We start from the raw sequence: 17,009 nt of genomic DNA, 5'->3' as shown, positions 1-17,009 counted from the left end.
GCATAAAAATGGAGGAAGCCACTAAGGCGCGGAATTTTACGGAGAGAAGGGAGCGCATGCAATGGGCATGGGGAGATTTGTGACTAAAAATGCGAAAGGCGGCAAAAAGCCGCCTTATATTGTTACTCGTGACCGTTATTTATACAGATCGGCACTGATGGTCACGTTGTTACCACGTTCCTGCCACTGACGGGTAATGTGGTAGTACTTGGCGCCTTTTTTCGCGGCACGTTTAGCAACCTGATAAGAAACTTCAGTCATGTTGCCGTAGTTACCGGTGAACTTGATGCTGTCAAACGGCACCATCATGGCGGCGGTTGCTTTGTTCAGTTCTTCTACTTTCGTACCATCCGGAAGCGTGACAGTGTAACGTCCACCTTTGGTTGACTGCGTTTCGAAGAAACGACCCACTTCTGCACTCGGAGATGCGGTGGTAGCTACGCCCGGGATCTCAACTTTCTTCGCGGCTTCGCCACCGGCTGCTAATGCTGCACGTCCGGCATCAGAATCAGCTGGGATGGCGTCAGGGCTTTGTACAACACGTTTTTTCGCATCGGCTTTATAGACAAATGCGGTAATACGCTGGTTGCCACCCTGGTTAGCATCGACCTGACGGACAATATAGAAAGAGTAAGCCCCTTTCTCTCTCGCCGCTTTGGTGATGGCGTCGTTGACTTCAGGCTGGCTACGGTAGAAACCCTGCACCGTGACGGTATCGTACGGTTCCAGCAACACGGCCTGATCTTTGGGTAATTCTACAACACCGTTGATGACGCGATTTTTGTTAGCTTCCGCTTTTTCTGCGTCGGCTTTATAAACGTCGGCAACAACACGCCAGTTACCGCCGCTGCCAAAATCTGAGGTATCAACAACGTAAAAGGAGGCTGCACCGTCTTTATCTGCACGGCGGGATACGGCGGCAACCGCATCACCGATAGCATTAAAACGGCCGGTCACCACAATGCGGTCATAGGGTTTCAGGGCAGCCGCTTGCTCCGGCGTCAATTCTGTCGCTGCATTTACAGAAAAAGCAGTCGCAGAAAGAAGTGCGGACGCCAGGAGAGTGTTCTTAAGCTTCATAAAAATAATCCTTCGCCTTGCGCAAACCAGGTACTGGTATTGTTATTGACTAGAAACGTGGCTGATTATTGCATTTAAATTGTGTCAGTGTCTGCGTCATTTTTCACTCATCGTGCCAGCCGTCGTAACAACATCGATAACATTTCGTGATATGTCTAAAAATTCGGCATTTCAGCGCTAAAACTGATAAATCGGTTGAATTTCATAAGTTAATTTAATGTTAATCAATTGTTCCGTGGTGGCGCTTAATCATGTTTTGCCGCTTGGCTTGAGCGATTTATCGGCCTTTGCGGGCTATTTCAAGGGCATTATCCCTGTCTGCGGGTTAATTCATCCCGGTTTTGCGAATTTCATAATAAATACTGTTTTTTGGCGCTAGATCACAGGCGTTAATTTCAGTAGGTTATACAGAGTTTGTTACTGTTTTATTTTGTTGGGGTAACACTTACCTCTTACGTAAGTGCGCGCAGGCCGCTTGCGAACATTGATAAACCATCATCAAAAATACAGATGGAAGGGAACATTATGCGAATTGGCATACCAAGAGAACGGTTAACCAATGAAACCCGCGTAGCAGCCACACCGAAGACGGTTGAGCAGCTGCTGAAGCTGGGTTTTAGCGTCGCGGTTGAAAGCGGCGCGGGTCAACTGGCAAGTTTTGACGACAAGGCGTTTGTGCAAGCGGGTGCGGAAATTGTTGACGGGGATGCGGTCTGGCAGTCAGAGATTATCCTGAAGGTCAACGCACCAGAAGAATTTGAGATTCCGTTGTTGAATCCGGGGACCACGCTGGTCAGTTTCCTCTGGCCGGCGCAAAACCCGGAGTTGCTGCAAAAACTCGCCGAGCGCAATGTCACCGTGATGGCAATGGACTCCGTACCGCGTATTTCGCGTGCGCAGTCGCTGGATGCCCTCAGTTCGATGGCCAACATCGCCGGATATCGCGCCATTGTTGAAGCGGCGCATGAGTTCGGTCGCTTCTTTACAGGACAAATTACCGCCGCGGGTAAGGTCCCGCCAGCCAAAGTGATGGTGATCGGTGCCGGGGTGGCGGGTCTTGCGGCCATTGGTGCGGCCAACAGCCTGGGGGCGATTGTTCGCGCCTTCGATACGCGCCCGGAAGTGAAAGAACAAGTGCAAAGTATGGGCGCTGAATTCCTCGAGCTGGATTTCAAAGAGGAAGCGGGCAGCGGCGATGGTTACGCCAAGGTGATGTCCGAAGCGTTTATCAAAGCGGAAATGGAACTGTTCGCCGCGCAGGCGAAAGACGTCGATATTATCGTCACCACCGCGTTGATTCCGGGTAAACCGGCCCCGAAACTGATCACCCGTGAAATGGTTGACTCCATGAAAGCGGGCAGCGTGATTGTCGATCTCGCTGCGCAAAACGGCGGTAACTGCGAATACACCGTGGCGAATCAGGTGACCACGACCGAGAACGGCGTCAAGGTTATTGGTTATACCGACCTTCCGGGCCGTTTGCCGACGCAGTCTTCCCAGCTATACGGGACCAACCTCGTTAACCTGCTGAAGCTGCTGTGCAAAGAGAAAGACGGCAATATCACCGTGGATTTCGACGATGTGGTGGTGCGCGGTGTGACGGTGGTTCGCGAAGGTGAAATCACCTGGCCTGCGCCGCCAATCCAGGTTTCCGCTCAGCCTCAGGCGGCAGCAAAAGCTGCACCTGCACCGGTTGAAGAGAAAAAACCAGTCTCACCGTGGCGTAAATACGCCCTGATGGCGTTGGTGGTTATTCTGTTTGGCTGGCTGGCCGATGTGGCGCCAAAAGAGTTCCTTGGCCACTTTACCGTGTTCGCACTTTCCTGCGTGGTCGGTTACTACGTGGTCTGGAACGTGTCGCATGCGCTGCATACGCCGCTGATGTCTGTGACGAACGCCATCTCCGGGATCATCGTTGTGGGGGCATTATTGCAGATTGGCCAGGGTGGCTGGGTGAGTTTCCTGAGCTTTATCGCGGTACTTATTGCCAGCATTAATATTTTCGGTGGCTTCACCGTGACTCAGCGCATGCTGAAAATGTTCCGGAAAAACTAAGGGGTAGCACATGTCTGGAGGATTAGTTACAGCTGCATACATTGTTGCCGCGATCCTGTTTATTTTCAGCCTGGCGGGGCTTTCTAAGCATGAAACGTCCCAGCAGGGTAATAACTTCGGTATCGCCGGGATGGCGATTGCGCTGATTGCCACGATCTTTGGTCCGGATACCGGTAACGTCGCGTGGATTCTGGTTGCCATGATCATCGGTGGCGCGATTGGTATTCGTCTGGCGAAGAAAGTCGAAATGACCGAGATGCCGGAGCTGGTGGCGATCCTGCACAGCTTCGTTGGCCTGGCGGCGGTGCTGGTTGGTTTTAACAGCTACCTGTATCACGAAGCGGGTCTGGAACCGATTCTGGTGAATATTCACCTGACTGAAGTGTTCCTTGGCATCTTCATCGGTGCGGTGACCTTCACGGGTTCTATTGTGGCGTTTGGTAAACTGCGCGGCAAGATATCCTCTAAGCCGCTGATGCTGCCGAATCGCCACAAGCTGAACCTTGCGGCGCTGGTGGTTTCGTTCCTGCTGCTGGTGCTGTTCGTGCGTACTGAAAGCGTGGGTCTGCAGGTTCTGGCGTTGCTGGTGATGACCATTATCGCGCTGGCGTTTGGCTGGCATCTGGTGGCGTCTATCGGCGGGGCAGATATGCCGGTTGTGGTATCGATGCTGAACTCCTATTCAGGATGGGCGGCAGCGGCGGCGGGCTTTATGTTGAGCAACGATCTGCTGATTGTTACCGGTGCGCTGGTGGGTTCTTCGGGTGCGATCCTGTCTTACATTATGTGTAAGGCGATGAACCGCTCCTTCATCAGCGTCATTGCCGGTGGTTTTGGTACCGACGGTTCTTCTACTGGTGACGATCAGGAAGCGGGTGAGCATCGCGAGATTTCCGCGGAAGAAACGGCAGAAATGCTGAAGGATTCGCACTCGGTGATTATCACTCCAGGCTATGGCATGGCGGTGGCGCAGGCACAGTATCCGGTGGCCGAAATCACCGAGAAACTGCGTGCGCGCGGCATCAAGGTGCGTTTCGGTATCCACCCGGTTGCCGGGCGTCTGCCGGGGCATATGAACGTGCTGCTGGCGGAAGCGAAGGTGCCTTACGATATCGTGCTGGAAATGGATGAAATCAACGATGATTTCGCCGATACAGACACCGTACTGGTCATCGGCGCGAACGATACCGTTAACCCGGCGGCGCTGGACGATCCGAAAAGCCCAATCGCCGGTATGCCGGTTCTGGAAGTGTGGAAGGCGCAGAATGTCATTGTGTTTAAACGTTCAATGAATACCGGTTATGCCGGCGTGCAGAACCCACTGTTCTTTAAAGATAACACCCATATGCTGTTTGGCGATGCCAAAGCCAGCGTGGATGCGATTCTGAAAGCGCTGTAATTATTACTAGCATGTCATACGGCCTCCTCGGAGGCCGTTTTTTTATGGCACATTCCGCTTATTAGTGAGAGAGGCGGCTTCACGCTTTATTGAGATCGCCCAGCAAAACGGCAATGCTTTGGCCGCCTTCAGTTTGCTCAAGTGCAATTTTAACGATGATGGTGAGTGGGACAGAAAGCAGCATGCCAACCGGTCCCAGTAACCAGCCCCAGAATATCAACGACAGAAAAACCACCAGCGTCGATAGCCCCAGTCCGCGTCCCATGATGCGCGGTTCGAGAATGTTACCGAATATCAGGTTAATCGCCAGATAGCCCACCAGCACCACCAGGGCATCGTAAAATCCGCTAAACACCAGTACCTGAGCAATAGGGGGGATCGCCGCCAGCACGGATCCGATATTGGGGATGTAGTTCAGCGCGAAAGCCAGCAGTCCCCAGACAAATGCGAAGCGGACATCCAGTGCGGCCAGCATGCCCCAGGCGACCAGACCGGTGACAATACTGATGGCCGTTTTGAGGACCAGGTAGTGTGACACGCTGTCGATTGCGCGTTGAATAGCGGCCATTCCCTCAACGGGTCTGCTCATCATTTGTTTGAGTTTGCCGGGTAACTGTGGCACTTCCAGTAGCATAAACACGACGGTCAGCAGCAGTAAAAAGATAGATGACATGGCATTGGACAATTGCGTCAGCAAATTGGTCACCAGCGTCATCGCCGCATTAGGGTCGATATACTTCACGAGTTCGTCGACGGAAACACCAATTCCCGCGCGCTGCAGCCACGGTTCGATATTTTTCAGCGGGATAACCAGTGAAGAACGGTATTGCGGTAGCGTTCTCGCTAATTCATTTAAGGATGTCCCTAAATATGCTAAAAGCAGCACCATTAGCATCACAATAATAACCACCAGCAATGACACGGCTAATACTCGCGGAATGCGAAGTTTGACCATTCGCTGGACCACGGGATTAAGCACCACGGCAATAAATAACGCCAGAATAAAGGGGACAATGATATCGGCCGCAAAGCGGACGCCGGTCAGAATGATCACCAGCATGCCCAACATAATGACTAATTTTAGACCGCTACGCGTGATAATGGGTTTCGCCATGTTTATTCCTGAAGAGTTATCCTGAACCTGGATAATAGTGTGATCTGCCTCGAGTCGTTATAACAAAAATCAAACGAACCAGGTAAAGAAGTGAAAAGATTTTGAGTTCGTCTTGAACCTATGATACAAATTGCGTGTGTTTAACTACCGAGGACAATTATCATCCGCGATGACGAGAAGCAACACTGCGGATAATTGTAATATTATGGACAATACGTTCAGGATGTTTTTGCGTTTACCTACACTTCTTCGTACCTCTTCTACTTTCCTGCTTGCAGGTGAGCAACTCTGGCGCAACGCGCTTTAGTCCCTTCTTCTGCCTGAGCTGGCGTTATGCGCTGAGCTATCTGATTTTATTTTTTGGTTTGCTGCATGCAGTAAGCCCAAAGGACTTTATTCTCTAGCAGGAGAAGTATCATGTTTTACTGGATTTTATTAGGTCTGGCCATTGCGGCTGAAATTACAGGTACGCTGTCGATGAAATGGGCAAGCGTAGGTAATGGTAATGCGGGCTTTATTTTAATGCTGGTAATGATCGCCTTATCGTATATTTTTCTCAGTTTCGCCGTTAAAAAAATCGCCCTCGGCGTGGCCTACGCGTTATGGGAAGGTATCGGTATTTTATTTATTACGCTGTTTAGCGTGCTGTTATTTGATGAAACCCTGTCGGCGATGAAGGTGGCCGGATTAGTCTCGCTAGTGTTCGGTATCGTGCTGATTAAATCAGGCACACGAAAGCCAGCAAAAGCGAGGGGCGAGGTGACCCATGCAGCAGTTTGAATGGGTTCACGGCGCCTGGTTGGGGATGGCCATCGTGCTGGAAATTGTCGCTAACGTCTTTTTGAAATTTTCCGATGGTTTTCGTCGTAAAGCCTATGGCGTGCTGTCATTGGTCGCCGTGCTGGCAGCCTTTAGTGCGCTGTCTCAGGCGGTAAAAGGCATCGACCTTTCCGTTGCTTATGCCCTGTGGGGGGGATTCGGGATTGCCGCCACGTTGGCCGCAGGTTGGGTGCTTTTTGGTCAGCGCCTGAATAATAAAGGCTGGATCGGCGTGGCATTGTTGCTGGCCGGTATGATCATGATTAAACTCGCCTGATAAAAATGCTGCCTGTATCTGCGGGCAGCATGTTGTTATCCCTTCGCTAACGCGTCCAGTTTATCGCGAAAACCGGTGACCGAAATCGCGCGGTTATCGGCCCGCCAGCGATCTTTCGCCGCCGGAGCGGAGCTCTGCACACCAATCAATTGCCAGCCCGCATCTGTCTTCAGCATCAATGGGGAACCGCTGTCACCCGGGAGCGTGTCGCACTGATGGGACATGACGGTGTTTTGCGCCCAGCCGGTCACTACACAATCCTGATGCGCATACAGATCGTCCAGATGGTCTTCCGGGTAGCCTGACTGAGTGACTTTGCGATCGGCGGCTTTCAGCGCAGCGGTTAATGCGGTTTTATCGCCTTCATACAAGGGAAGCGGTGTAATTCCTGATGGGGGGTAACGCAACACCACCAGACCAAAATCCCAGGGTGCCGCAGAAGGGGGCACAATCCAGCCGTCGCCATCCGCTTTTAAGCGCTTGCCAAGTGAAGGATCAACCCGTGCCTCAATGCCGTGGATTTCATAGCGCCAGACGCCTTTTTTTGACACAAAGCGCAGCGCAACGGCTTTATCCGGCTTGCCTTTAGGGGGCGTTAACAGACAGTGCCCGGCGGTCAAGGCCAGATGCGGAGAAATGAGCGTGGCCGTACACAGGTTACCGCTGGCGGTTTCCAGTTGTCCGATGGCGTCCCAGGGAGATTGCGTCGGGTCTGGGATCTGTACGCGATCGTCATGACCAAAGAAGAGCGTTTTAATGTCTTCAGCTTCAGTGGCGGGCGTTGCTGGCCGATCCGCATGCGCAACGCCAGGAGAAAGATAAATAGAACCCAGTAATACCGCAATGGTTTTATGCATATCACACTCTGGTGGGGAATTATGATTATTAAAAGCAAACCCTCAATGAATACTATAGACGGGACGGTGGGAAAGTGGGAGTAAAATCAGGTAACTACACTCAGGAAAGATAAAAGTGCGTGGCAATAAGGCCGCAAATTATCAGTGTAATAAGAATGAACTCAAAGCGGTAATGGGACACCCTTTTACCCTCCGAACGCGGCGCTAAACCGACAAGAGCTAGCGCCGTAGGCGCTGGCGTGGGGGACGCCAGCGTTATTTCTGACGGATTATGCCGCTGGCTGAGCCGCAGGTTTAGCTGCGTCGTGTTTTACGGCTTTTTTGCTGTGCTTTTTAGCTGCCTGTGCTTTTTGCTCTGGTGCTTTTTGTTCTGCAGCAGGTTTAGCGGTGGTTTTTTTGGTGTGTTTCTTGGCAGATTGCGCTTTCTGCGGTGCCGCCTTGTGCTGTTTTTTATGATGTGTGGTTTTAGCCGGGGCTGCTTTGGTGGTGGCTGCAGCGGCCGGAGTCGTGGTGGCCGTTGTTTCAGCAGCAAATGCAGCAGAAGACAGACCCATAGCAGCGGCAACAACCAGAGCTAATACTTTTTTCATTGTCATACCCTCGATTTGGTTTTTCATTCAACCCCACTGCGGGGCCGTTGAAATAACTATATCGCTGTAATATCAAGGCTTCCGTGAGTCATTGGTTTCGGCGTGTAACCATATGTACAATGACTCACGGTAAGCAATTACAGATAACGGGCTTCCAGATGTGCGCGGAAATAGCGGCTACTGAGTGGTTCACCGGTGGCCTGCGTAATCAGCTGTTCGGTGGTAAAGCGGCTACCGTGCTGCCAGATGTTCTGGCGTAACCAGTCAAACAGTGCGCTGAAATCACCCTGAGCAATGGCCGTTTCTAACCCCGGCAACGCGCGATTTGCCGCACTAAACAACTGTGCTGCATACATGGCTCCAAGGGTATAGGAAGGGAAGTAGCCAAAGCCACCGTCGGTCCAGTGGATATCCTGCATACACCCATTACGGTAATTGCCGATGGTTGACAGCCCCAGCCACGCCTGCATTTTCTCATTCCACAAGGCCGGTATATCATCGACTTCAATGTCGCCGTTAATCAGTGCTCGCTCGATTTCGTAGCGCAGGATCACGTGGGCGGGGTAGCTCACTTCATCGGCATCAACGCGGATAAAGCCCGGCTTCACCTGCTGGTTCCAGGCGATAAAATTACTTTCTTCAAAGGCGGGTTGATCGCCAAAATGCCGCTTCACCGCCGGGATTAGCCGCGTCAGGAAGGCGCTGCTTCGACCCAGCTGCATTTCAAAGAACAGGCTTTGAGATTCATGAATGGCGGTCGAGCGTGCCAGGGCGATAGGTTGACCGGACCAGTTACGCGGCAGGTTCTGCTCATAGCGGGCATGGCCGGTTTCATGGATAACGCCAAACAGTGCGCTCAGCAGTTCGTTTTCATCATACCGTGTGGTGATGCGCACATCTTCCGGTACGCCGCCGCAGAATGGGTGGGCGCTAATGTCCAGCCGTCCGCCCGCAAAGTCGAATCCCAACTGCGCCATGGTCTCAAGGCCTAACTCGCGCTGCACCGCCGTCGGGAAAGGGCCAACCGGCGCGATTAACGATTGCCGGGACTGTTTGGCGACCACCTTGCTTAACAGGTCCGGTAGCCAGCCTTTGAGGTCGGCGAATAACACGTCCAGGCGGGCGCTGGTCATGTCTGGTTCAAACACATCCAGCAGCGCATCATACGGTGAACAACCCTTGGCCTCGGCACGCAGTCTGGCCTCTTCGCGGCTGTACTTCACCACATCCTTCAGGTTCTCAGCAAAACCTTCCCAGTCATTGGCCGGGCGCTGGCTGCGCCAGGCGTGTTCGCAGCGGCTACCCGCAAGGGATTTGGCTTCAACCAGTGATTCCGGCAACAATGATGCCTGATGATGCAGACGCGACATTTCTCGCAAATTGGCCTGTTCAACATCATTCAATTCTTCGTGTTGCGCCCCGGCAATCCAGGTGGCGACCTTAGGATCGGTTAACAGCTGATGTTCCAGGACGTTCAGTTCCGCCAGCGCTTCGCCACGGGCCTGGCTGCCACCAGGAGGCATCATGGTGAACATGTCCCAACTGGCGATAGCCGAGAGGTGGGAGAAGCGAGAGAGCCGCTGGAACGCGCGGGTGAGCTGTTGGTAATTCGTACTGTTACTCATTATTTTCGTTCTCGTTCTGTTGGACCAGACCTGTGAGTCTAACGTGATTTACCGCATTTACCCATTCCTCGGCAGAGAATGCGAAATGTTGGTAGCTTGTAAGTGATAATGATACTTTTTATCATAAACAAAATTTGATGTTTTAAACTATGGCGTAATCTTTTAGCAGGGAGCCGGTATGCAACAGGAAATCAGTAGTGACTATATCGCCAGAACTCGGGCAGTATCCGGTTGTTTTTCGATGTTTATTCTGATGTTTGGCCTCACGTTTGTCCCCCTTTTTTTTGCTGAAAGCGCGCTGTTACAGGCGCAGGGATTACTGTTCCCACTGCTGTTTGCTGCGGAGTTCGTTGTGCTGGTACCGCTGTATTATTTCTTTTTTAGCAAAAGAGCAGGTCTGGGAAAGGGCACGTTTAACGTGACGTGGTTTGGTATTTTATTTGTCGCACTTTTGCTGGTGCAGTTTGCCGGGCCCTGGCTGCTGGGAATAAGACAAAATGAAGAATGGGTGACAACCCAGGTATCACTACGTAGTTATGCGCTGTGGCTGTCGAGTTTGTCGCTGATATTTATTGCCCCGGTTTATGAGGAAATGATTTTCCGCGGCTGCCTGTTCAATGCCTTTCAGTACTGGTTCAAGGATAAAACCTGGTTGACGTCAGCGGTGGTGTCCGCCATTTTCGCGCTGATGCACACGCAGTATGTGGATTTTAGGACGTTATTGCTGTTGTTTATCGTGTCACTGGTTCTGATTTATGCCCGAATTAAAAGTAACGGCATACTGATGCCAATTATGCTGCATATCTTGATGAACGGGACGGTGGTGGGCATGCAAATCGCGGCTCAGGCATTCGTGCCGTCCACGTAATGCGGTGTGCCCGGCGATACCGGGCATCACAATCAGGCGTGCAAACGGTGATGTAAACGGGACCCCACCAGTAGCGCAAGGATCAGCATCAACGCAATAAACCCGCCGACGCCGTTCCAGCCGTAGTTATGCCAGAAAACGCCACCCAGCGTACCCGCAATGCTCGATCCCAGGTAATAACAGAACAGATACAACGACGAGGCCTGACCTTTGGCGCGTTTAGCGCGCGGACCAATCCAGCTGCTGGCCACCGAATGTGCGGCAAAGAAACCGGCGGAAAAGAGCAGCATCCCGGCAAAAATCAGCCACAGTGAGGTGAACAGCGTCATCAACAAGCCTACGAGCATCACGCCAGTCGAGAACAACATCACCGGGCCACGACCGTAGCGGGTGGTCATTGACCCTGCTTTGGGGGAACTCCAGGTACCGGTAAGGTAAGCCACGGACAGCAGGCCGACCACCGCCTGACTGAGTTCCCAGGGCGACAGCATCAGGCGGTAGCCGATGTAGTTAAACAGCGTGACAAACGACCCCATCAATAAGAATCCGACCACGAAAAGTAGCGGCAATCCGGGGTCACGCCAGTGCAGGCGGAAATTAATAAACAATGACTTAGGCCGCAGTGACGTCGGTCTGAAGTGGCGCGATTCGGGTAAGATTTTCCAGAACATCAGCGCGGAGGCCAGCGCAAAACAGCCGATAGCCGCCAGCGCAATACGCCAGTTAAAAAAGTCGGTAAATACTCCGCTGATCAACCGGCCACTCATGCCGCCAATCGAGTTACCGCTGATATACAGCCCCATCGAAAAGGCGACAAAGCTAGGGTGGATCTCCTCGCTGAGATAGGTCATACCTACCGCGGCGACCCCGCTTAATGACAGGCCAATCAATGCACGCATGATCAGGATACCGTGCCAGCTGGTCATCATCGTTGAAAGTAAGGTGCAGCAGGAAGCCAGCAGGAGCGCGGTGACCATTACCGGCTTGCGGCCAATGGCGTCGGAAAGCGGGCCGGTAAACAGGAGACCGATTGCCAGCATGGCGGTGGAGATAGACAGTGAAATACTGCTGCTGGCAGGCGATACGCCAAACTCATGGGACAGTACCGGCAGGATCGGTTGTACACAATACAGCAGGGCAAATGTCGCCAGCCCGGCGGAAAACAGAGCCAGCGTGACGCGCATAAAAGAGGCGGTGCCGCGTTTTATAAACGCATCTGGCGGGGAGATAATCTGTTCATCAACATCGCTTGTCGGGGCAGTATCGACAGTAGTTGTACGGCTCACATGAAATCCATTGGGTATACAGGACTAGTCTTTAGAGTATGAAAATCACAATATTCTGTCTAATATATTAATAATCTCAAATAATATTTTAAAAATATGAATATTGAACTGCGTCACCTGCGCTACTTTGTGGCGGTTGCGGAAGAACTCCATTTTGGCCGTGCGGCGGCGCGGCTGAACATTTCCCAACCTCCGTTGAGCCAACAGATCCAAATCCTCGAGCAGCAGGTGGGTGCCAGATTGCTGGCGCGAACCAACCGCAGCGTGGCGCTGACCGCCGCAGGCAGGCAGTTTCTGGCCGACAGTCGGCAGATCCTCGGGCTGGTGAATGAAGCCGCAGCAAGAGCTGAACGTCTGCATTTGGGCGAAGCGGGTGAGTTGCGTATCGGATTTACCTCCTCAGCACCGTTTATTAAGGCGGTGTCAGATACGCTGTCCTTTTTTCGCCAGGCTTACCCCGATGTGCATATGCAAACCCGTGAAATGAACACCCGCGAGCAAATTGCCCCATTAAGCGAAGGGACGCTGGATATGGGACTGCTGCGCAATACGCAACTGCCTGACACTCTGCACCGGGAGGTTATCCTGCACGAACCGCTGATGGCGATGATCCCGCGAGCGCATCCATTGGCACAAAAGCCGGTTGTTACTCTGGCGGAACTTTCCCGCGAGCCGTTTGTCTTTTTTGACCCGCACGTGGGGACCGGATTGTATGACGATATTCTTGGCCTGATGCGTCGCTACGACCTGAAGCCGACTATAACTCAGGAGGTCGGGGAGGCGATGACCATTATCGGCCTGGTGGCGGCGGGGTTGGGGGTGTCTATTCTGCCAGCCTCCTTTAAACGGGTACAGCTGTATGAAATGTGTTGGGTACCGATAGCAGAAGAGGATGCTGTATCTGAAATGTGGCTGGTGTGGCCTAAACATCGCGAGCAAAGCCATGCTGCGCAACGCTTTCGCCAGCAGCTTTTAGCGGCGGTACAGCGTGCTTAAATTAGTTTAAAAACCGGTGAAAATGTGCGGTAAATCACACGGCTAAGTAAAAAGTTGACGGAAACCATTGAAGTACTTCACCATAGCCTACAGATTATTTCGGAGCGCGAAAATAAAGGGAGTAAGTGGTGGTTGCTGATAGTCAGCCTGGGCATATCGATCAAATTAAGCAGACCAATGCGGGCGCGGTTTATCGCCTGATAGATCAGCTCGGACCGGTATCGCGTATTGATCTCTCTCGCCTGGCGCAATTAGCGCCTGCCAGTATTACCAAGATTGTCCGCGAAATGCTCGAAGCACATTTGGTGCAAGAACTGGAAATCAAAGAAGCCGGGAGTCGTGGGCGTCCGGCCGTTGGCCTGGTTGTCGAGACGGAAGCCTGGCACTACTTATCTATTCGTATCAGTCGTGGCGAAATTTTTCTCGCACTGCGCGATCTCAGCAGCAAACTGGTGGTTGAAGATTGCCTTGAAATGGCGCTGGTCTCCGAGATCCCGCTGCTCGATCGCGTGATTGCGCAGGTCGATCAATTCTTCATTCGTCATCAGCAAAAGCTTGAACGCTTAACGTCCATTGCCATCACCATGCCGGGCATTATCGATACCGAGAATGGCATCGTTCATCGCATGCCGTTTTACGATGACGTTAAAGAGATGCCACTGGGTGACGCGCTGGAGAGTCATACCGGGGTACCGGTATACATTCAGCACGATATCAGCGCCTGGACCATGGCTGAAGCGCTTTTTGGTGCATCGCGCGGTGCCCGCGACGTGATTCAGGTAGTGATTGACCACAACGTGGGCGCGGGGGTGATCACCGACGGCCATTTACTGCATGCGGGCAGCAGCAGTCTGGTCGAGATTGGCCATACGCAGGTGGACCCGTATGGCAAGCGTTGTTACTGCGGGAATCATGGGTGTCTGGAAACGATAGCCAGTGTAGACAGCGTTCTTGAACTCGCACAGGTGCGTCTGAAGCAGTCGATGAGCTCCTCACTGCATGGCCAACCGTTGACGGTGGATTCAATATGCCTTGCCGCCATGCAGGGTGATTTATTGGCGAAAGATATTATTAACGGCGTCGGTACGCATGTGGGACGCATCCTGGCCATCATGGTGAATTTATTCAACCCGCAAAAGATTTTGATCGGTTCTCCGCTCAGCAAGGCCGCAGATATTCTGTTTCCGACCATTGCTGACAGTATTCGCCAACAGGCGTTGCCAGCCTACAGTAAGCACATTGTTGTTGAGAGCACACAGTTTACCAATCAGGGAACGATGGCGGGGGCCGCACTCGTGAAGGACGCGATGTATAACGGTTCTTTGTTGATTCGTCTATTACAGGGTTAACATTTTTTAACTGTTGTACAAAAAATTGCGCTATCTCAAGCTGATTCAGGTTCTCTTACCTTAGACTTTCTCCACTGTATTATTTTCCTGGCTTATATTTTCAAAGCATAACGGTGGAGTTAGTGATGCTGAAGCGTTTCTTTATTACAGGTACAGACACTTCTGTTGGGAAGACAGTGGTTTCCCGCGCATTACTACAAGCGTTAGCGTCAGGGGGTAAATGTGTTGCGGGTTATAAACCCGTGGCTAAAGGCAGCAAAGAGACGCCGGAAGGCTTGCGGAACAAAGATGCGCTAGTGCTGCAAAGCGTTTCTTCCCTGGAATTGCCTTACGAGGCGGTTAATCCTATTGCGCTGAGCGAAGACGAAAGTAGTGTGGCGCATAGCGGCCCGATCAACTACACCCTGTTGTCCAATGGACTCGCCAGCCTGAGCGAAAAGGTTGATCACGTGGTGGTCGAAGGGACCGGCGGGTGGCGCAGTCTGATGAACGATTTGCGTCCGTTGTCGGAGTGGGTGGTTCAGGAACAGCTACCCGTGCTGATGGTAGTGGGGATTCAGGAAGGCTGCATTAATCATGCCATCCTTACGGCGCAGGCGATTGCCAGTGACGGACTGCCGCTGATTGGTTGGGTAGCGAACCGCATTAACCCCGGATTGGCGCATTACGCTGAAATCATCGACGTGCTCGGCAAGAAATTACCTGCCCCGTTGATCGGCGAGTTGCCGTACCTGCCGCGCGCAGAGCAGCGAGAGCTGTCTCAGTATATCCGACTGTCAATGCTCGGCAGCGTGCTGTCGGTAGATAGAGTCATGGCGTAACGTTCGCGACAGCACGGAAGCCACGACGCAAGCAATCAATAAGCCGGGGAGTAGACGATACTCCCCGGTCATTTCACAGACCATCAACGTAGACATAATCGGTGCGTGCGTTGTCGCCGCCAACAACGTCGCCATCCCGGTTAATCCCAGCAGCACCGCAATCTCATCTGTACCGGGAAGCCAGAATCCCCACAGACGACCCAACAGCATACCAACCGACAGGCCGACAAACAGGGTCGGTGTGAACACACCGCCCGGCGCGCCAGAACCACTGCTGGCCAGTACAGCCAGTAATTTGCAGATAAAAATCCCGGAGATAACCGAAAGCAGCGGCGGGGAGAGTAAAAACGACTGCACCACGCTGTAGCCATTTCCCCAAACGGTTGGTGTGAATATCGACAGCACGCCAACGATCAATCCCCCCAGCGCCAGTTGCCACGGTGGTGAAAGTTTCAGGCGTAAAAAACCGGTGTGGCTGGTGGTCATCAGCCACATAAAGAGAGGGCCGCAGATCCCTGCCGCCACGCCGGTACTGACAATCATCAGATAGTCCAGCGCGTGCAGCTCTCGCGACAAATGCACGGTATAAAGCAGCGCGTTACTGTCACTGAGTAAATGAGTGGTGAGCAAGGCGACAACGGCGGAGACGACAACCGGTCCCAGCGATGCCAAAATTAACGTGCCAAACAGGACTTCAGCAATAAACAGGCTGCCGGCCAGTGGCGCATGGTACGCACCGGCCATGCCGGCGGCAGCACCGCAGGCAATCCATAACTTCCATTCCGTGCGTGGGGTAAAGCGTTGTGCAAAACAGGATGCTGCCAGCGCCGCCAGTAAGATCATGGCGCCTTCACGTCCGATGGCACTCCCGCTGGCGACCACCAGCAATGACGCCAACGACTTCACCAGGCTGGCGCTAACGTCAAACTGGCCGTCAGTTTGCAGTGCTTCCATATAATCCGTAGGCGCCTGCGGGCGCTGCCGGTTAAATTTCTGCCAGCCCCACAGCAGTAAGCCTGCGGTAAGGCCGCCCAGAGCCGGGGTCAGCATGCGTCGCAGTGGTGACAGACTGGACGCCGCATTAACCAGACTGCCGGTATCATTACTCAGGAAAAGCCACTCCAGGAGCAGCATGGCGTGGCGGAACCCGGCCACCGCCAGTGCTGCCAGGATACCAATCAGCGCAGCGAACACCAGACGGCGAAGCATCGCGCGCAGGTCGGGATAGGCGTGCAAATGATGCATTAACGAAATAATGGCTTCACAGCGACGGGGATCAACAACTGCGACTGCCAATGCGCCAGCGTGAGTCGGGCCAGTTCTCCCAGGGCCTGATAAAACGGATGATCGGCTTTCTCGATAAAGACTTCGAGGAAACGGCCTGACCAGGGTAACAGATGCCAGGCCAGCAGTTGTTCACACGCGTTGTGATGGCCATTTTCAGCAAGCCAAGCGGTTAATAGCAGCAGAGAGCCGAAGTGATCTTCGGGTTCGTTTTGCTGCATGTCGAACTGGATACCGTTGTCGCGCATCCACTGACGCAATGCCAGCGTGGATTCACCAAACAAGACGTTTTCACGATCCAGCCAGACGGAACCCCATGGCGGAGAAGGCAGTGCGTACGGACCAACGAACAAACGCTGCCAGGCCTGTGAGAGTGATTCATCGGCTTCAATCTGAAACTGGCTAACCAGTTCGCACAGCGTATCGTCAGACAGTGGCCATTGCGTCTGCCAGCCATTGGCTCTTAGCGCACTAATGAGCGGGGCCGCTTCTGCGCTGTCTGGCGCATAGTAAAATAGTGCACCCAGCACGCGCGCTGCGGTGGAGAAGTTGTCACGTTGAGAAAAAGAGGTCATGCAAACAATCCTGA

General features: G+C 52.9%; 18 protein-coding genes. 9 read left to right on the top strand and 9 right to left on the bottom strand.

Translation table 11 applies throughout. From position 1 onward, the window contains the following. Positions 1-135: 135 nt before the first annotated feature. Positions 136-1,080, bottom strand: coding sequence for a DUF1471 family protein YdgH (ydgH, locus tag AC3ITF_RS11140; protein WP_096757111.1), 945 nt, complete (start codon positions 1,078-1,080; stop codon positions 136-138). 525 nt (positions 1,081-1,605) lie between these two features. Here ydgH and pntA point away from each other — a divergent pair. Next, entirely contained in the window at positions 1,606-3,135 is a 1,530-nt protein-coding gene (pntA, locus tag AC3ITF_RS11135) for a Re/Si-specific NAD(P)(+) transhydrogenase subunit alpha (RefSeq protein WP_096757110.1), read from the top strand. Positions 3,136-3,145: 10 nt separating this feature from the next. Continuing rightward, positions 3,146-4,534, top strand: coding sequence for a Re/Si-specific NAD(P)(+) transhydrogenase subunit beta (gene pntB / locus AC3ITF_RS11130; protein WP_096757109.1), 1,389 nt, complete (start codon positions 3,146-3,148; stop codon positions 4,532-4,534). Between the two features lie 79 nt (positions 4,535-4,613). Here the strand turns inward: pntB and AC3ITF_RS11125 are convergent, their stop codons facing one another. Beyond that, entirely contained in the window at positions 4,614-5,648 is a 1,035-nt protein-coding gene (locus AC3ITF_RS11125; RefSeq protein WP_489175656.1) for an AI-2E family transporter, read from the bottom strand. Between the two features lie 136 nt (positions 5,649-5,784). On the opposite strand from AC3ITF_RS11125, the gene AC3ITF_RS11120 reads away from it, so the two are divergent. The 3 genes from AC3ITF_RS11120 to mdtI all read left to right on the top strand — a co-directional run bounded on the left by AC3ITF_RS11120 (position 5,785) and on the right by mdtI (position 6,744). After that, complete coding sequence (locus AC3ITF_RS11120) at positions 5,785-5,955, top strand: protein YdgV (protein ID WP_096757107.1); 171 nt, start codon at positions 5,785-5,787, stop codon at positions 5,953-5,955. 107 nt (positions 5,956-6,062) lie between these two features. Beyond that, a complete protein-coding gene (gene mdtJ / locus AC3ITF_RS11115) occupies positions 6,063-6,428 on the top strand; it encodes a multidrug/spermidine efflux SMR transporter subunit MdtJ (protein WP_170972989.1) in 366 nt (121 codons plus the stop codon). Then, on the top strand, positions 6,415-6,744 hold the full coding sequence (gene mdtI, locus AC3ITF_RS11110) for a multidrug/spermidine efflux SMR transporter subunit MdtI (RefSeq protein ID WP_040233868.1): 330 nt from the start codon (positions 6,415-6,417) through the stop codon (positions 6,742-6,744). The genes mdtJ and mdtI overlap by 14 nt, the downstream gene beginning before the upstream one ends. A 35-nt stretch (positions 6,745-6,779) precedes the next feature. On the opposite strand, the gene AC3ITF_RS11105 is transcribed toward mdtI, so the two are convergent. The 4 genes from AC3ITF_RS11105 to AC3ITF_RS11090 all read right to left on the bottom strand — a co-directional run bounded on the left by AC3ITF_RS11105 (position 6,780) and on the right by AC3ITF_RS11090 (position 9,816). Next, positions 6,780-7,601, bottom strand: coding sequence for a trypsin-like serine peptidase (locus AC3ITF_RS11105; RefSeq protein WP_182038024.1), 822 nt, complete (start codon positions 7,599-7,601; stop codon positions 6,780-6,782). A gap of 100 nt (positions 7,602-7,701) precedes the next feature. Beyond that, positions 7,702-7,782, bottom strand: coding sequence for a small membrane protein YdgU (gene ydgU, locus AC3ITF_RS11100; protein WP_459554019.1), 81 nt, complete (start codon positions 7,780-7,782; stop codon positions 7,702-7,704). Positions 7,783-7,870: 88 nt separating this feature from the next. Then, a complete protein-coding gene (gene asr / locus AC3ITF_RS11095; protein WP_115259947.1) occupies positions 7,871-8,191 on the bottom strand; it encodes an acid resistance repetitive basic protein Asr in 321 nt (106 codons plus the stop codon). Positions 8,192-8,328: 137 nt separating this feature from the next. Next, positions 8,329-9,816, bottom strand: coding sequence for a carboxypeptidase M32 (locus tag AC3ITF_RS11090; protein WP_135912075.1), 1,488 nt, complete (start codon positions 9,814-9,816; stop codon positions 8,329-8,331). 178 nt (positions 9,817-9,994) lie between these two features. Here AC3ITF_RS11090 and AC3ITF_RS11085 point away from each other — a divergent pair, with 178 nt between their 5' ends. Then, the gene (locus tag AC3ITF_RS11085) at positions 9,995-10,684 is read left to right on the top strand and encodes a CPBP family intramembrane glutamic endopeptidase (protein ID WP_135912074.1); all 690 of its coding nucleotides are present in this window, start codon (positions 9,995-9,997) and stop codon (positions 10,682-10,684) included. A gap of 32 nt (positions 10,685-10,716) precedes the next feature. Here AC3ITF_RS11085 and AC3ITF_RS11080 read toward each other — a convergent pair whose 3' ends face one another. Further along, complete coding sequence (locus AC3ITF_RS11080) at positions 10,717-11,970, bottom strand: MFS transporter (protein WP_117343085.1); 1,254 nt, start codon at positions 11,968-11,970, stop codon at positions 10,717-10,719. Positions 11,971-12,066: 96 nt separating this feature from the next. On the opposite strand from AC3ITF_RS11080, the gene AC3ITF_RS11075 reads away from it, so the two are divergent. The 3 genes from AC3ITF_RS11075 to bioD all read left to right on the top strand — a co-directional run bounded on the left by AC3ITF_RS11075 (position 12,067) and on the right by bioD (position 15,136). Then, complete coding sequence (locus AC3ITF_RS11075; protein ID WP_117343086.1) at positions 12,067-12,966, top strand: LysR family transcriptional regulator; 900 nt, start codon at positions 12,067-12,069, stop codon at positions 12,964-12,966. A gap of 128 nt (positions 12,967-13,094) precedes the next feature. After that, positions 13,095-14,315, top strand: coding sequence for a sugar metabolism global transcriptional regulator Mlc (gene mlc / locus AC3ITF_RS11070; RefSeq protein ID WP_115259946.1), 1,221 nt, complete (start codon positions 13,095-13,097; stop codon positions 14,313-14,315). Between the two features lie 125 nt (positions 14,316-14,440). After that, on the top strand, positions 14,441-15,136 hold the full coding sequence (bioD, locus tag AC3ITF_RS11065) for a dethiobiotin synthase (protein WP_096757100.1): 696 nt from the start codon (positions 14,441-14,443) through the stop codon (positions 15,134-15,136). Here the strand turns inward: bioD and clcB are convergent. Both clcB and dmsD read right to left on the bottom strand, forming a co-directional pair. Then, positions 15,092-16,381, bottom strand: coding sequence for a voltage-gated ClC-type chloride channel ClcB (gene clcB, locus AC3ITF_RS11060; RefSeq protein WP_137363276.1), 1,290 nt, complete (start codon positions 16,379-16,381; stop codon positions 15,092-15,094). The two genes, bioD and clcB, sit on opposite strands and share 45 nt — an antisense overlap. After that, entirely contained in the window at positions 16,381-16,995 is a 615-nt protein-coding gene (dmsD, locus tag AC3ITF_RS11055; protein WP_115258537.1) for a Tat proofreading chaperone DmsD, read from the bottom strand. Before dmsD ends, clcB begins: the two co-directional genes overlap by 1 nt. Positions 16,996-17,009: the final 14 nt, after the last annotated feature.

It is taken from the genome of Citrobacter sp. KH_055_1, assembly GCF_057838705.1.
Note: the sequence above shows the minus strand (reverse complement) of the source record. Positions and strands in the feature narration are given on the sequence as shown.

What these genes read in the sequence shown, in the direction of transcription:
- ydgH (WP_096757111.1), bottom strand. Translation starts at nt 1,080, where the DNA reads ATGAAGCTTAAGAACACTCTCCTGGCGTCCGCACTTCTTTCTGCGACT.
- pntA (WP_096757110.1), top strand. Translation starts at nt 1,606, where the DNA reads ATGCGAATTGGCATACCAAGAGAACGGTTAACCAATGAAACCCGCGTA.
- pntB (WP_096757109.1), top strand. Translation starts at nt 3,146, where the DNA reads ATGTCTGGAGGATTAGTTACAGCTGCATACATTGTTGCCGCGATCCTG.
- AC3ITF_RS11125 (WP_489175656.1), bottom strand. Translation starts at nt 5,648, where the DNA reads ATGGCGAAACCCATTATCACGCGTAGCGGTCTAAAATTAGTCATTATG.
- mdtI (WP_040233868.1), top strand. Translation starts at nt 6,415, where the DNA reads ATGCAGCAGTTTGAATGGGTTCACGGCGCCTGGTTGGGGATGGCCATC.
- AC3ITF_RS11105 (WP_182038024.1), bottom strand. Translation starts at nt 7,601, where the DNA reads ATGCATAAAACCATTGCGGTATTACTGGGTTCTATTTATCTTTCTCCT.
- asr (WP_115259947.1), bottom strand. Translation starts at nt 8,191, where the DNA reads ATGAAAAAAGTATTAGCTCTGGTTGTTGCCGCTGCTATGGGTCTGTCT.
- AC3ITF_RS11090 (WP_135912075.1), bottom strand. Translation starts at nt 9,816, where the DNA reads ATGAGTAACAGTACGAATTACCAACAGCTCACCCGCGCGTTCCAGCGG.
- AC3ITF_RS11085 (WP_135912074.1), top strand. Translation starts at nt 9,995, where the DNA reads ATGCAACAGGAAATCAGTAGTGACTATATCGCCAGAACTCGGGCAGTA.
- AC3ITF_RS11075 (WP_117343086.1), top strand. Translation starts at nt 12,067, where the DNA reads ATGAATATTGAACTGCGTCACCTGCGCTACTTTGTGGCGGTTGCGGAA.
- bioD (WP_096757100.1), top strand. Translation starts at nt 14,441, where the DNA reads ATGCTGAAGCGTTTCTTTATTACAGGTACAGACACTTCTGTTGGGAAG.
- clcB (WP_137363276.1), bottom strand. Translation starts at nt 16,381, where the DNA reads ATGCATCATTTGCACGCCTATCCCGACCTGCGCGCGATGCTTCGCCGT.
- dmsD (WP_115258537.1), bottom strand. Translation starts at nt 16,995, where the DNA reads ATGACCTCTTTTTCTCAACGTGACAACTTCTCCACCGCAGCGCGCGTG.